The following is a 13,327-nucleotide window of genomic DNA, read 5'->3' on the forward strand; positions in this document are numbered from 1 at the left end:
TTATCTCCAGTAATCTGGTTTTACATTAGAACCGTACACCCTACAGTCTACGCAGGCTTTTGAAGACGCAGAGTAACCAATGAACACTCTGCTGTTAGAGTAGAGCCTGTCAATGGGGAGGTTGGTGCTCCCGGAAAAGTACTGGCCTTCAGTCCCGGCTTTCACAGTATCCAGAACACAGGAACCGCGCGGTGAATGAAAGCCCGGGGGAAGCTCTGCGTTCGTCACAAAAATCCGTTTCTCTGTCATGGAGGAAATATTAATAAAGCCAATAACCGGCTCGCTCGGGTTGGTCGTGTTGCGGATGTTCCCCGTTAATTGGGTGGGAAGCGGATCAAACAGAGAACCTATGCTTTCGGTGTTCTTTTTCAAAGCCTCATAGTATTCATAAGACTCCTTTGACTGGGCATATTGCTTTACCAGAATGCTGTACATCCGGTCCAGTTTCCCTGAAGTTCCCGGTATTTTGACCAAGGGAAAATTGCTGACAATGTCTTGGCTGAGTTTCACGGTATTACCCAGGTTGATGGCGGTGGAGTTATCATAGCGCCAGCAAAGATTGATGTTGTTGGTGCGTTCCACAATCTGCCCGTTTCTGATTTCCAGGTTAGAGTAATAGAAGGAGGCGTATTCCCAGGTTTCCTCAAATTCCCAGCGGTAGTACAGGGTTTTATTCTGGTCATCGTGGGTGTTCACCAGAATCTGCAAGCTGCCATTCTCTGCTTTCCAACCTACTGAGTCAATCTGCGGGGTTTGCTTTACCTCCACAAAGTCAGAGGCATAGTTCCCTGAACCCGCTTTGATCGCGAGCCGGTATCTTTTGGCGGGGTTTAGGTGTAAGTTGGGGCTGGTATACGTTCCGGCCGATGATTCTCGGAGGGGGAAGGTTGTCCCGTTTTCTTCCTCCACCGTTACCGTGGCGTTCACTACGGTGGCGGGGGCGCTGTTGTCAGACAGGTTCTGGGTGAGCGAGAGTTTAATGGTAGTGGGACCACCGCTATTGATAAAGCCACTTACCACCAGAAAATTGTTTTGCCCTTCCAGCACCTCGGGGGTGTAGGGTTCCTCACAGGCGGCAAACACCAAGAGAGTAAGGAAGAACAGGGCGCTTTTGAGGCAATTTCTATAAAACAGCATTAAAATCTAAAGTTATAAGTGATGGTAGGTATGGGTTGCCCAAAGATGGAAAGCTTGTAGCCTTTGATGGCGCCGTCCTCAGACCTGAAGTACACCGAGTAAGGGTTCTTGCGGCCGGTCAGGTTATAAATTGCCAAGGTCCAGGAGCTGTGGGCCAGCTTTTTGACTTTGTGGTTGCCTTCAATATTCATGGCAAAATCTACCCGGTAATAGTCAGGCACCCGGTACTGGTTCCGGTCAGAGTAGAAGATGCGCTGCACGTTGCCATCGGTGTATTTGGCAATGGGCAAGGTGATAGGGCGGCCGGTGCTGTAGGTGAAGTTCAAAGAGGTGCTAAACCGCTGGCTGAACCGGTAGTTGCTGATCAGGGTCACATCATGCGGTTTGTCAAAATTGCTGGGGTACCACTTCCCTTGGTTGATCAGTTCCGAGACTTGTGGGTTGTTCAGCCGGACCAGGGTGCGGGAATAGGTATAGCTTACCCACCCGTTGAGTTTACCGGTCAATTTCTTCAGCATGACTTCCACTCCGTAGGCTTTCCCCTCGGCATTGGCGACATCGGTCTCAATGTGGTGGTTCAGGATGATGGTGGCTCCATTGCGGTAATCCAGGAAGTCCTTCATTTTCTTGTAGTATCCCTCCACCGAGAACTCCACGGTGTTGGCCCTGAAGTTCTGGTAATACCCCAAGGCGACCTGGTCGCCCACCTGAGGCCTGATGTTGGCGTCACTTAGCTTCCAGGTGTCGGTAGGGGACATGGTGGCCGTATTGGAGAGCATGTGGATGTACTGGCGCATCCGGTTAAAGCTTGCCTTCACCGAGGAATGATCCGTCAAACCCAACCTGGCAGAAACCCGGTACTCGGGGCCATGATAGGTGGCGAACGCCTTGCCTGAACCGTAAGATACGGTATCCAGGATGGTGCTTTCGGATTTAGGGACGTTAGGTGCGTACGTATAGACCTGCCTTGAACCCAGTGCATTGAACAGGGAGTACCGAAGTCCCAGGTACACGGAGAACCGGGGGGAAATGTCAATCTGGTCTGAGACATATAAGGCACTTTCCACGGCTCTTTCGCGCTGCAGCACATCCTCCTTCACCAGCGACTCTGACCCTACTGGTTTCAGGCTGCCCGGCGATACGTTGTACAGAATAGAGCTGGCCCCGAAATCAATGGTGTGCTTGGTGTTTAGGAAATAATTGAAGTCGGCCTGCAGGTTAGCCTGGTTCATGTTGAAGGTCATGTTGGAGGCGTTTACAGGGTTGTTTTCAGAATTCACCCCGTAATCATAATGGCTGTAAGCCCCCGTGAGCACGCTGTATAGTTTATTATGGAAGATATGCTTCCACTTGGCGCTGGCGTTCTGGTTGGTGAAGGAATAAAGCGTATCGCTGCCCAGTCTGAACTTGTCTTTGCTTAAATAACCCGAGATGTACAGGGTGTTTTTGCTGTCAAACTCATGGTTGATCTGGGCATTGAGATCATAAAAGGAAGCCGAGCTATTTTTAAACGATTCCTGCGGAAGTTTCTTGAGCAGCCAGTCTGAGTACGTGCTCCTGCCAGACACCATAAAGGAGGTTTTGTCCTTGGTGATTGGGCCTTCCAAGGTTAACCGGCTGGTCAAAAGCCCAATGCCTCCTGATCCGGCGAATTTCTTCTTATTACCGTCACGGGTGGTGACTTCCAGTACCGAGGAAAGCCTTCCACCGTACCTGGCCGGAATGTTGCTTTTGTGCAGCTCTACCGTTTTAATTATGTCTGGGTTAAACGCGGAGAAAAAGCCAAACAAGTGGGAGGGGTTGTAGATAGTGGCATCATTGAACAGGATGAGGTTCTGGTCCGTGGAGCCGCCGCGTACGTTCATGCCGGTGCTGCCTTCCCCCACAGATTTTACACCCGGTAATGTAAGGACCACCCGCAAAATATCCGTTTCCCCGAAGGCAGTGGGCACTTGTTTAATGGCGCGCATGTCCAGGCGTTCCATACCCATCTGCATCCCGGCCACGTTGCGGTCTTTTTCGGCCTCCACCAATACTTCCTTCAACGATCTCACGTCTTCCTCAATCTCAATGTCCAACTTACCGTCTGAGTACAAGGCAATGCGGCGCTTAGAGTTTTTGATCCCGATGCCCCTGATCAGCAACTCATGCTGGCCTACCGGTAAGGTCAAGGAGAAGTACCCATACTGGTCTGAAGTAGTGGCCAGCAGGGGAGACTGGATGTAGACAGAAGCCCCAATGATGGGCTCCCCTGATTTTGCATCCCGGAGGTGGCCCGCCAAGTTGGCATTGCCGGTGGCATTTTCGCGTTTGATGCCAATGACGTAAAGTTTGGCCTCTGAGACTGCTTTCTTCTTATCCTGTTCGCCGGCCACATACGGTTTTGTCAACGGATTCTCGCCTGCCAGGCTTTTGGTAGGAGCCTGCGTCTCTTGCCTTTTGAAGAAATCACTGGGCAAGTCCGCCAAAAACTCTTTGCCTTCCGTGATGACCACATCGTTCTGGGAAGTGATGGCAAACCGAAGGTTGGTGCCTTGCAGCACCTGTTCCAAAATTGCTTTGAGTGGTTGTTGGGTAACCTGGACATTCACTTTGAAGCTGTCTATGGCAGCAGGTTCAAAGTAAAACCGGTACTTTGATTGGTTTTCCACCTCCCGGATCAAATCCTCCAAAGAAGCTTCCTTCAATTGCAGGGTCAGGAGTGTTTCTGGAGCCGTCTGGGCTTTACTTTGGGCTATGGCAAAAGTAAAGAAGACGGCAAGCAGAAAGGCTATGCGGTAAAGTTGGGTCATTGGAGAGGGTTCAGTTTTAGGGGAGAATGGGAGCGAGCGAAACGTAGGTCATCTTACCTAGACAGAGAATCATAAAGCTGGACAAGGGCCAGTATTGCCTCTTCCCGTTGTTTCCTGAATTTGAAACCCTTGGTTCTGGCAAACTTTTTAAGTTCTTTCTTTTTGTCACTGAATACTTTGTAAACAGACTTGCCGCTGTGCACCTGGTGGTAAGTAGTGTCTTTCTTGATATAAAATTTATTGTCTGAGGTGTACCGTTCTACTTCTAATAGGTCTTTGATGACAAATTCTCTCAACTTCTTCCGGTTGACCAGCATCTGGGTGTTTCCGTCATAAAGCACGTCATAGAAAGCGGTGGGCAGCGAGGTGTTGGTCAACGAGTCTTTAGAGACATGGCGCACAAACATGTGATTGTTCATGGTGAAGGAAGCCACCTTTTCGGTGATCAGTTTTTGTAGTAGAAACCCGTTTGTCACTATGACTAATTCTTCTTTAACCAAGTCATAGAGCATGGGAACATCGGTGTACAAAGCACCGTCATAGTGCACTTGCCCATTGATTTTCAAGTCCTGCATAAAGAATTGGTGCCCCTCCCGGTGCAGTTTCCGATAATCTACATACTCGGGACCATTGAAGAGGTGAGACTCAGTTTTGGTGGCCTGCTGATAAAGGCTCACCGGGTAGTCAACTGCGGCCTGGGTAGCAGAAACATCAACTTTGATGCTTTGAGAAAATACCTCAGGAATGCATAAGGTAAATAAGGCCGCCAGACACAGGAATCTGACTCCTACAGGATGTGACATAATAAGGATTTGCTAAGTAGGGCTTTAAAATTGACAATTTATTATATTTTCCTTACAAAAATTCTTATTATGTTTAATCAGGAAAGAAATTGAGGTAAAAGGCAAATCGGGGAGAGGTAATTGATCAAGAAAGGAGGATTCTTTTTCTATTCCCTTAGGTAGTATATTCTACAGGTTGTGTTAAGCAGACCTCCTACTAAAGGTAACGGGGCCTTGTTCTTCGACTTTTATAAACAAATAATGCTATAATTCAGCTTAACAAAGTATTTACTTTGAAAAAAGTAATTTTCTGAACAATTTAGGCCTTCTCTTGGTTACTCACACCTATTTCAGATGTGAGTTGAGCACATCCAACGAATTTCAAATAATAAGCTTTATGTAGCCTTTCGGGCGGCATTGAAGGAACTTGGTAACATAATTGCAAGACGCTACCCAAGAAGAGCGTGACTTCTTTTCATGGCAGATGTAGCCAGTTTTGCAGGAGCCTCAAACAGACAGACAACAAGAAGGATGGAATATTTCAAGAATGATAAGATCCTCATTACTTATGATGAGGACCTACAATTAGTGCGTACCCAGTGGCAGGGATTTGCCAACAGCGAGGAATACCGCCAGATTTTAGGCATCTATCTTCAGTTGGTAAAGCAAAAAACCGTTACCCGCTGGATTAGGGGATAACACCAATGCCAAAGCCATTAGGCCTTCTGACCAGGAATGGACGGCGCGGGAGTGGGCACCGCAATTCTCCAAAGAAGGAAAAGTTAAGCGCATGGCTGTGATCGTGTCTACTGATATTTTCAACAAGATGGCTATTGAAAATATCTTCATGAAAAGCAGTAATGCTGTGGGTTTTGACACGCACTTCTTTGACAGTGAAGCAAAGGCATTTGCCTGGGTAATGGAAGCTTAGCCGTTTTTGACCTTTTATTAAGAAAGCAGTCTCAAAAGGGCTGCTTTTCTGTTATCTCATATTCTTATTCCGCTTTTTGCGGCCGAACTTAAATAACGGTACTTTTGTCTTTCTGCTGTAAGAAATAGCTCATGATTGTACTACAAAATACCGTTCTCTCAGATGACCTTAAAGACAAGTTCTTTGTCTGCAACCTGGAGAAATGCAAAGGTGCCTGCTGCGTGGAAGGAGATTTAGGAGCGCCTTTAGAAAAAGAAGAACTACCTATCTTGGCTGAAGCTTACGAGTACGTGAAACCGTATATGTCTCAGGAAGGCATTAAGGCGGTGGAGGAGCAAGGGCTTTTCGTGGAAGATTTTGAAGGCGACTACAGCACCCCCACCATTGGTGACCGCGAGTGTGCCTACGCCATCTATGATGATAACTTTACCCTTAAATGCGCTATTGAACAAGCCTACCTTGAGGGGAAAATATCTTGGAAGAAACCTATATCCTGCCATCTATACCCCATCAGGATTACCAAGTACGATGGGTTTGAAGCTCTGAACTATGACCGCTGGGAAATATGCAACCCGGCATGCTCTTTCGGGCAGGAGTTGGGCGTACCCGTCTACAAATTCCTCAGAGAGCCTTTGATCCGGAAATATGGTGAAGAGTGGTTCCAGGAGTTAGATGAAATGGTAAGCAAAGAAGCTTTAGCGAAGTAAGAGCAAGACCTACAAAAAGCCTCCCCTGTTTTAAGCTCAATCTTCTGAATTAAGCTTAAAACAGGGGAGGCTTTTTGTAAGCCTAATGTTTTTGTAGGTCAGAACATTTCGGAAAATGTGGAAATTTTGGTTTTAAAAACAGAAAAGCAGCCCTAGGGCTGCTTTTCTGTTTTTAAGTAAGTACTGGATTTAAACCTTTGCGAAATCGTAGGTGTCCAGGTAGCTGGTGGTAAAATCACCTTCGTTGAAGTTCTGGTCCTCCATCATGGCCAAGTGGAACGGAATGGTGGTTTTCACGCCCTCAATCACGAACTCGCTTAAAGCGCGCTTCATCTTCACGATGGCTTCTTCCCGCGTTTGCGCACTCACAATCAGCTTCGCGATCATGGAGTCATAGTTGGCAGGGATGGTGTAACCAGCATACACGTGCGTGTCTACGCGAACCCCGTGACCACCTGGGATATGCAGTACGTTGATTTTTCCTGGGCTAGGGCGGAAACCTGCCTTCGGATCCTCGGCGTTGATACGGCACTCAATGGCGTGCATCTGCGGGTAGTAGTTCTTGCCTGAGATAGGAATTCCGGCAGCCACTTTGATTTGTTCTTTGATCAAGTCATAGTTCACTACTTCCTCAGTAATAGGGTGCTCCACCTGAATACGGGTGTTCATCTCCATGAAGTAGAAGTCCTTGTGCTTGTCAACCAGGAACTCAATGGTACCCACGCCTTCGTAGTTGATGGCCTTGGCGCCTGCAATGGCAGCCTGACCCATTCTTTCCCGCAACTCGTCTGAGATGAACGGGGAAGGGGTTTCCTCAATCAGTTTCTGGTGACGGCGCTGGATGCTGCAGTCACGCTCAGACAAGTGGCAAACGGCCCCGTACTGGTCACCCACAATCTGGATCTCGATATGGCGCGGCTCCTCCACGAATTTCTCCAGGTACATACCGTCGTTCCCGAAAGCGGCTTTGGCTTCCTGACGGGCATCGTTCCAGGCTTTGTCAAACTCGTCAGCCGATTTGATGATCCGCATTCCACGACCTCCGCCACCGGCGGTGGCTTTGATGATCACCGGGTATTTGATTTTGGCCGCCAGTTTCTTGCCTTGCTCGGCAGAAGAAAGCAATCCTTCAGAACCTGGAATAGTAGGTACGCCGGCTTTCTTCATGTACTCCTTCGCCGAGGACTTATCTCCCATGGAGTTAATCATTTCTGGGGAGGCGCCAATAAACTTTATTCCGTTTTCAGCACAGATTCTGGAAAACTCGGCGTTTTCAGAAAGGAAACCATAACCTGGGTGAATGGCATCAGCGTTGGTGATTTCAGCGGCGGCAATCAGGTTAGGGATATTCAGATAAGACTGGGCGCTTGGAGCAGGACCAATACACACGGCTTCATCCGCGAAGCGCACGTGCAGGCTTTCTTTATCGGCGGTAGAATACACAGCTACCGTTTTGATTCCCATTTCTTTGCAGGTCCGGATGACCCTCAGCGCAATTTCGCCACGGTTGGCAATTAGTATTTTTTTGAACATTTTGTCTAATTAGAAGATTTGAAGATTTGGAGATGTGAAGATGGTATGATGAAAAAGGAGACACCAGAAGTATCTCCATTTTCAAGTCATCTTAATTTCAAATTTTCAAATTGCATTAGCTAGGATCTACCAAGAACAACGGCTGGTCGTACTCAACAGGGCTGGCATTGTCTACCAACACTTTCACGATACGGCCTGAGATCTCAGACTCAATCTCGTTGAACAACTTCATGGCCTCAATGATACAGATCACCTGACCTTTTTTCACCTCGTCGCCTACGTTCACAAACGCCGGAGACTCCGGGTTGGCAGAGCGGTACAGTGTACCAATCATAGGTGCTTTGATGGTGAGGTATTTGCTGGTGTCATCGGCGACAGGCTGGGCCGGAGCAGCAGGTGCTGCCGGGGCGGCGGCTGGCTGAGGGGCAGGGGCTGCTGCTTGAGGTAAGGCCAATGGAGCCGGTGCCTGAGCAGGCTCAGATACATACTTTACCTTCTGGCTAGCTTCGCGCTGCACAGAGATTTTAAACTCTTCTGTCTCAATGTCAACCTTGTTCAGGCCTGATTTCGCGATGAAATCAATCAGTTCTTGGATTTCCTTTGCTTTCATAGTTCTATTTTACTCGTTCGGCGTAGGTGTAGGTACGCGTGTCTACCTTAATCTTTTCATCTTGCCCAATAAATAATGGAACAGAGATGGTTGCCCCGGTTTCAACGGTGGCTGGTTTTGAAGCGTTGGTGGCCGTATCTCCTTTAATGCCGGGCTCTGTATACGTAATGGTCAGTTCTACATACGTAGGAAGCTCAGCGGTAAGAGGGGTTTCAGTCTCAGCGTGGAACAAGATAGTCACTTCCTGGCCTTCTTTCATCAGGTCAGCAAAAGGCACCATTTTCTCGTCCAATGACACCTGCTCAAACGTGTTCAGGTCCATGAAGTTGTAGCCATAGTCATCTTTGAAGATGAACTGGTGCGGACGCTGCTCTACACGGGCGGTAGTCACTTTTACCCCGGCCGTAAAGGTGTTGTCCACCACTTTGCCGGTCTTGATGTTCTTCAGTTTTGTACGAACGAAAGCCGGACCTTTCCCTGGTTTCACGTGCTGAAACTCAGTGATTAGCCATAGGTCACCGTTAAATTCAATGCAAAGCCCGTTGCGAAAATCAGCGGTAGTTGCCATAGTTTGTCTTGTGTTTCGGTTTAAGATGTCTGCGGGTTTTTCCCGATTGGACATAAAAAAATTCGGCCAAAGATAGCCGAATTTTTTGATCTATTTTAGAAAAGTGCCTTAAAAACGAGGCGATTACTTAGGGTCATACGCCCACTTCAAATAAATGGAACCCCAGGTAAAACCACCGCCAAAAGCAGCTAGAACCACGTTGTCTCCTTTTTTAAGCTGGCTTTCGTACTCCCACAGGCACAAGGGAATGGTGCCGCTGGTGGTATTGCCATATTTCTGGATATTGATCATCACCTTCTCTGGGCCTACACCCATGCGGTTGGCAGTGGCGTCGATGATGCGTTTGTTTGCCTGGTGCGGTACCAACCAGGCAATGTCCTCGGCGGTCAGGTTGTTCCGCTCCATGATCTCGGCAGACACATCGGCCATGCCTTTCACCGCGAACTTGAATACCTGTTGGCCTTCCTGGAACGCATAGTGCTCTCTTCTAGCCAAAGTCTCTGCAGTGGCCGGGCGGCGTGAGCCTCCAGCTTTCATGTGCAGGAACTGGGCTCCGGTGCCGTCAGACTTCAGGATGCTGTCTTGTACGCCTAAACCTTCAGCGTTAGGCTCAAGCATAACTGCCCCGCCACCATCACCGAAGATGATACAGGTCGCGCGGTCTGTGTAGTCCACAATGGCCGACATCTTATCAGCCCCCACAATGATGACTTTCTTGTATTTACCCGTCTCCACGAACTGGGCTCCCGTAGCCAAGGCGAACAGGAAGCCGGAGCAGGCAGCCTGCAGGTCATACCCAAAGGCGTTCACGGCACCCACCTCGGCGCAGATGATGTTGGCCGTGGCCGGGAACACCATGTCTGGGGTAGTGGTGGCGCAGATAAGCAAATCTACTTCTTCTGGCTGGGTGTTGGTTTTTTTAAGCAGGTCAAGAACGGCCGGGATGGCAATGGCAGAGGTTCCCTGGTCTTCACCCTTCAGGATGCGTCTTTCTTTGATACCCGTTCGGCTAACAATCCATTCATCGTTGGTTTCTACCATGGTTTCCAACTCTTGGTTGGTCAACACATATTCTGGGGCATATCCGCTCACACCGGTGATCGCGGCGGTAATTCTACTCATATCGTTCTGAAGGAATGTCTGGTGAAGGGGCGCTCTCAGGCGCTAAAGTGTTTTCTGAATTTCTCTGCAATGTGCGACTCAGCCATTTTATTGGCCAGGTGTAGCATGTTGCAGATAGCGGTAGGGCTGGAGACCCCGTGCCCAATGACTGCATTGCCATTAACGCCCAGAATTGGGCTGCCGCCTACCGCCTCATAGTTGAAGCGGTCAAAAAATGGATCAGAGATTTTTTTCTCCCGCAGGATGTCATAGATAGACTCTGCCATTTTCAAGAGAACGTTACCGGTAAACCCATCACACACAATGACATCGGCCTTGTCGTTGAACAAGTCGCGTCCTTCAATGTTCCCGATAAAGTGAATGGAGGTGTTTTCTTTGAGGAGTTTGTGGGCGGGTTGGGTCACCATGGTGCCCTTGCCTTCTTCCTCTCCCAAATTCATGAGGCCCACGCGGGGCTTTTTGATGTCTAAGATATGTTCTGCACAGAGAGAACCAATCTCGCCAAACTGGTCCAGGATCTCTGGCTTGCAATCTGCAATGGCTCCTACGTCCAACAGCACGCCCAACCCCCCTGATAATTTAGGGATGAAGCTGGCCAACGCCGGACGGAGAATGCCCTCTACCTGTTTTACGCTGAAGACGGCGCCTACCAGCATGGCACCAGTGTTGCCGGCGCTGCAGAAAGCGTCTACCTTCTTAGAGGCCAGCATGCCATAGCCTACCGCAATGCTGGAGTCTTGTTTCTGGGTGAGGGCTTTAGTAGGGTGTTCACCCATCCCAATTACTTGAGATGCGTGAACAACCTTTACTCTGGAACCTTTGTAGCCGTGCTTTTGCAGGAGTTTATGGATTATGTCTTCATCTCCAATCAGGAAAATTTCAACCTCATCCGTCAAAGTCTCAGCCGCCAAAAGTGCGCCTTCTACAACTGCGTCGGGGGCGAAGTCGCCTCCCATTGCATCCAGAGCTATTTTCATGTAAAGCGTGTTTCGTAAATTATCCTACAAGTAACTAAAATAAAGCCTGTTTAGGCAAGCTTTATTAGGCAACAGAGGTATAATTTTTGATTGCTACTTTACCGTTGTGGTATAAATCGCCGTCTACCACGTATGCTCTGTGGTATTGGTGCACCTCACCAGTGTTAGGGCAGATAGAAATCGCCTTTGGAGTTAATTTGTCGTGCGTTCTTCTCTTATCTCTTCTGGTTTTGGAGATTTTTCGCTTAGGATGTGCCATCTCAGGTAATTATTACAAAATTGGTTATAAACTTATTTTAGCTTTTTAAGGGCGGCGAAGCGAGGGTCTACAGGACCGTCCTCATCATCATCGTCTTCGTCGTCCTCATCGTCTTCGTCGGAGCCGGTAGAGTAAATCAGCAGGCCTTCTGCCTCCGGATCGTCCTCCCTTTCTTGGTCTTCCTCTACAAACCGGGGAGCCAGTTTCTTCATGGGGATTGCCAGGCCTATGTAATCATACAAATGCTGGGCAATGTTGATGTACTGCGTCTCCGGTACAATTTGCAGCACGTTCACATCCAGTTCCAGATCTTCCTGGCCGTAGCGCACGAGCAGCGTTTGCTCAACTTCCAACGGATGCTCAAACTCCTCCAAGCTTCTGTCGCAGATCAGGCGAACCGTCCCTTTGATGTGGAAATCAAATTGCAAAAGAAGCTCCGACTTGTGCAGCACTACCTCTGCCTTCAAGTTGCCGCCCAGGATCAACTCCTGTTCAAACAACTCAAAGAAGCGGTCATCCAATTCAAACTCGTAGCTGTGGCTTTTGTTGCCAAGCTTTACAAGATTGATATCGTATTTCTTAATCTCCTTCACGTTGCCTCTTTTTTTGCAAGTCGCAAAATTAGCAAGAATATCTGAATTATAAAATACAAATGCCTTTTTTGCGCTGGTTAATAAATACCCGTTTTGGGCTTGTCTTGGGGAAAACAGCTTCTAAACGGGAGTAGTTCACAATGAACAAGATATGTCTTAAAAGGAGATGAAAGCCATTGCCTATCATCTAAATTACCCTCTTAGTACTAATGAAAAAAAGGACATACTCTTCAAAGAAAAGCGTTTCGGGGCAGTTTTCCTTTAGACTGCCCCGAAACGCTTTGGATTAGACTTGGTGAGTCTGAACTTAAACCCCGGCTCTAGCCCGCAGGATATCCACGGCGGCAAACAGGGCCTCTCTGAACGAAGTCTCGTCTGCTTTGTTTTGGCCGGCAATGTCATAGGCCGTGCCGTGGTCTGGCGAGGTGCGTACGATGGGTAATCCCGCTGTGAAGTTCACGCCCCGTTCAAAGGCGATGGTCTTAAATGGAATTAAACCTTGGTCATGGTACAGCGCCAAGGTAGCGTCAAATTTCTTATAGCTGCGGGTGCCAAAGAATCCATCTGCCGGGAAGGGGCCAAACACCAGGTTGCCTTTGTTTCTGAGCTGCTCAATCACCGGAATCACAATTTCTGTTTCCTCGGTGCCCAATAAACCGTTTTCACCGGCATGAGGGTTTAGGCCCAACACGGCTATCCGGGGTTTCTGTATCCCGAAGTCTTTGCGCAAAGAATGGTCCAGAATGTTAAGTTTCCGGATGAGGAGTTCAGGCGTAAGGCGGTTGGCTACTTCTTTAAGTGGAAGGTGCCCAGTGACCGTGGCTACTCTAAACCCATCGGCTACCAGGAACATAAGGCTCTCCGGCGCATCAAAATAGGTAGTGAAGAACTCGGTGTGCCCCGGAAAGTTAAAGCCTTCGCCTTGGGTGTTATCTTTATCAATGGGCGCCGTCACCACTGCTTGTATGTGACCGTCTTTCAGATCCTGGGCGGCACGCAACAAGGCAGTACGAGCCAGATTGCCCGTGGCGGGGGTAGGAACACCTGGGGTAAAGTCAAATTCTTCTTCCAGACAGTTGAGCACATGCGCCTTCTTAGGGTGCAGTTGATCAAAAGACTGAATTACCTGAAAGTTAAAGTTCTCCAAGGACAGCAGCTTACGGTATTTGTTTACCGCCATGGCCGAGCCATATATTATTGGTGTGCAGTAATGCAGCACCCGGTTATCAGAAAGGGTTTTCAGTACAACTTCCGGCCCGATGCCGCTGATATCTCCTATGGTGATCCCTATGCGGGGCTTGGTTTTGTGCTCCATT

General features: G+C 48.6%; 14 protein-coding genes. 3 read left to right on the forward strand and 11 right to left on the reverse strand.

All coding sequences use genetic code 11. The annotated features are described in order from the left end of the window. The 3 genes from ACW9SV_RS10130 to ACW9SV_RS10140 are packed head-to-tail and all read right to left on the reverse strand — an operon-like array spanning position 1 to position 4,732. Positions 1–1,137 carry a DUF4249 domain-containing protein gene (locus tag ACW9SV_RS10130; protein ID WP_479556646.1) on the reverse strand — a complete coding sequence of 379 codons (1,137 nt, stop codon included), beginning with the start codon at positions 1,135–1,137 and terminating at the stop codon, positions 1–3. Further along, a complete protein-coding gene (locus ACW9SV_RS10135; RefSeq protein ID WP_479556647.1) occupies positions 1,137–3,929 on the reverse strand; it encodes a carboxypeptidase-like regulatory domain-containing protein in 2,793 nt (930 codons plus the stop codon). The genes ACW9SV_RS10130 and ACW9SV_RS10135 overlap by 1 nt, the downstream gene beginning before the upstream one ends. A 53-nt stretch (positions 3,930–3,982) precedes the next feature. Further along, complete coding sequence (locus ACW9SV_RS10140; RefSeq protein WP_479556648.1) at positions 3,983–4,732, reverse strand: hypothetical protein; 750 nt, start codon at positions 4,730–4,732, stop codon at positions 3,983–3,985. A 510-nt stretch (positions 4,733–5,242) separates the two neighbouring features. Here ACW9SV_RS10140 and ACW9SV_RS10145 point away from each other — a divergent pair. The 3 genes from ACW9SV_RS10145 (at position 5,243) to ACW9SV_RS10155 (ending at position 6,349) form a co-directional block, all read left to right on the forward strand. Next, a complete protein-coding gene (locus ACW9SV_RS10145) occupies positions 5,243–5,410 on the forward strand; it encodes a hypothetical protein (protein WP_479556649.1) in 168 nt (55 codons plus the stop codon). A 91-nt stretch (positions 5,411–5,501) separates the two neighbouring features. Continuing rightward, complete coding sequence (locus ACW9SV_RS10150; RefSeq protein WP_479556650.1) at positions 5,502–5,642, forward strand: hypothetical protein; 141 nt, start codon at positions 5,502–5,504, stop codon at positions 5,640–5,642. A gap of 131 nt (positions 5,643–5,773) precedes the next feature. Beyond that, the gene (locus ACW9SV_RS10155) at positions 5,774–6,349 is read left to right on the forward strand and encodes a DUF3109 family protein (RefSeq protein ID WP_479556651.1); all 576 of its coding nucleotides are present in this window, start codon (positions 5,774–5,776) and stop codon (positions 6,347–6,349) included. A gap of 189 nt (positions 6,350–6,538) precedes the next feature. Here the strand turns inward: ACW9SV_RS10155 and accC are convergent, their stop codons facing one another. From accC to pdxA, 8 genes are all read right to left on the reverse strand, one after another. Further along, a complete protein-coding gene (accC, locus tag ACW9SV_RS10160; protein ID WP_479556652.1) occupies positions 6,539–7,882 on the reverse strand; it encodes an acetyl-CoA carboxylase biotin carboxylase subunit in 1,344 nt (447 codons plus the stop codon). 115 nt (positions 7,883–7,997) lie between these two features. Further along, complete coding sequence (gene accB, locus ACW9SV_RS10165) at positions 7,998–8,492, reverse strand: acetyl-CoA carboxylase biotin carboxyl carrier protein (RefSeq protein WP_479556653.1); 495 nt, start codon at positions 8,490–8,492, stop codon at positions 7,998–8,000. Positions 8,493–8,496: 4 nt separating this feature from the next. After that, a complete protein-coding gene (gene efp / locus ACW9SV_RS10170; protein WP_479556654.1) occupies positions 8,497–9,060 on the reverse strand; it encodes an elongation factor P in 564 nt (187 codons plus the stop codon). Between the two features lie 123 nt (positions 9,061–9,183). Beyond that, on the reverse strand, positions 9,184–10,182 hold the full coding sequence (locus ACW9SV_RS10175; RefSeq protein WP_479556655.1) for a beta-ketoacyl-ACP synthase III: 999 nt from the start codon (positions 10,180–10,182) through the stop codon (positions 9,184–9,186). A gap of 35 nt (positions 10,183–10,217) precedes the next feature. Beyond that, positions 10,218–11,159, reverse strand: a complete 942-nt coding sequence (gene plsX, locus ACW9SV_RS10180; RefSeq protein WP_479556656.1) for a phosphate acyltransferase PlsX — start codon at positions 11,157–11,159, stop codon at positions 10,218–10,220. Positions 11,160–11,223: 64 nt separating this feature from the next. Further along, positions 11,224–11,418 carry a 50S ribosomal protein L32 gene (gene rpmF / locus ACW9SV_RS10185; protein WP_207431237.1) on the reverse strand — a complete coding sequence of 65 codons (195 nt, stop codon included), beginning with the start codon at positions 11,416–11,418 and terminating at the stop codon, positions 11,224–11,226. Between the two features lie 32 nt (positions 11,419–11,450). After that, complete coding sequence (locus tag ACW9SV_RS10190) at positions 11,451–12,011, reverse strand: YceD family protein (protein ID WP_479556657.1); 561 nt, start codon at positions 12,009–12,011, stop codon at positions 11,451–11,453. Positions 12,012–12,318: 307 nt separating this feature from the next. Continuing rightward, entirely contained in the window at positions 12,319–13,326 is a 1,008-nt protein-coding gene (pdxA, locus tag ACW9SV_RS10195) for a 4-hydroxythreonine-4-phosphate dehydrogenase PdxA (RefSeq protein ID WP_479556658.1), read from the reverse strand. Between the last annotated feature and the right edge of the window lies 1 nt (position 13,327).

It is taken from the genome of Rufibacter sp. JT20002 (genome assembly GCF_056491185.1).

Excerpts from the sequence above, each read along its gene's own strand:
- ACW9SV_RS10130 (WP_479556646.1), bottom strand. The coding sequence starts at position 1,137 with ATGCTGTTTTATAGAAATTGCCTCAAAAGCGCCCTGTTCTTCCTTACT.
- ACW9SV_RS10135 (WP_479556647.1), bottom strand. The coding sequence starts at position 3,929 with ATGACCCAACTTTACCGCATAGCCTTTCTGCTTGCCGTCTTCTTTACT.
- ACW9SV_RS10140 (WP_479556648.1), bottom strand. The coding sequence starts at position 4,732 with ATGTCACATCCTGTAGGAGTCAGATTCCTGTGTCTGGCGGCCTTATTT.
- ACW9SV_RS10145 (WP_479556649.1), top strand. The coding sequence starts at position 5,243 with ATGGAATATTTCAAGAATGATAAGATCCTCATTACTTATGATGAGGAC.
- ACW9SV_RS10150 (WP_479556650.1), top strand. The coding sequence starts at position 5,502 with ATGGCTGTGATCGTGTCTACTGATATTTTCAACAAGATGGCTATTGAA.
- ACW9SV_RS10155 (WP_479556651.1), top strand. The coding sequence starts at position 5,774 with ATGATTGTACTACAAAATACCGTTCTCTCAGATGACCTTAAAGACAAG.
- accC (WP_479556652.1), bottom strand. The coding sequence starts at position 7,882 with ATGTTCAAAAAAATACTAATTGCCAACCGTGGCGAAATTGCGCTGAGG.
- accB (WP_479556653.1), bottom strand. The coding sequence starts at position 8,492 with ATGAAAGCAAAGGAAATCCAAGAACTGATTGATTTCATCGCGAAATCA.
- efp (WP_479556654.1), bottom strand. The coding sequence starts at position 9,060 with ATGGCAACTACCGCTGATTTTCGCAACGGGCTTTGCATTGAATTTAAC.
- ACW9SV_RS10175 (WP_479556655.1), bottom strand. The coding sequence starts at position 10,182 with ATGAGTAGAATTACCGCCGCGATCACCGGTGTGAGCGGATATGCCCCA.
- plsX (WP_479556656.1), bottom strand. The coding sequence starts at position 11,159 with ATGAAAATAGCTCTGGATGCAATGGGAGGCGACTTCGCCCCCGACGCA.
- rpmF (WP_207431237.1), bottom strand. The coding sequence starts at position 11,418 with ATGGCACATCCTAAGCGAAAAATCTCCAAAACCAGAAGAGATAAGAGA.
- pdxA (WP_479556658.1), bottom strand. The coding sequence starts at position 13,326 with ATGGAGCACAAAACCAAGCCCCGCATAGGGATCACCATAGGAGATATC.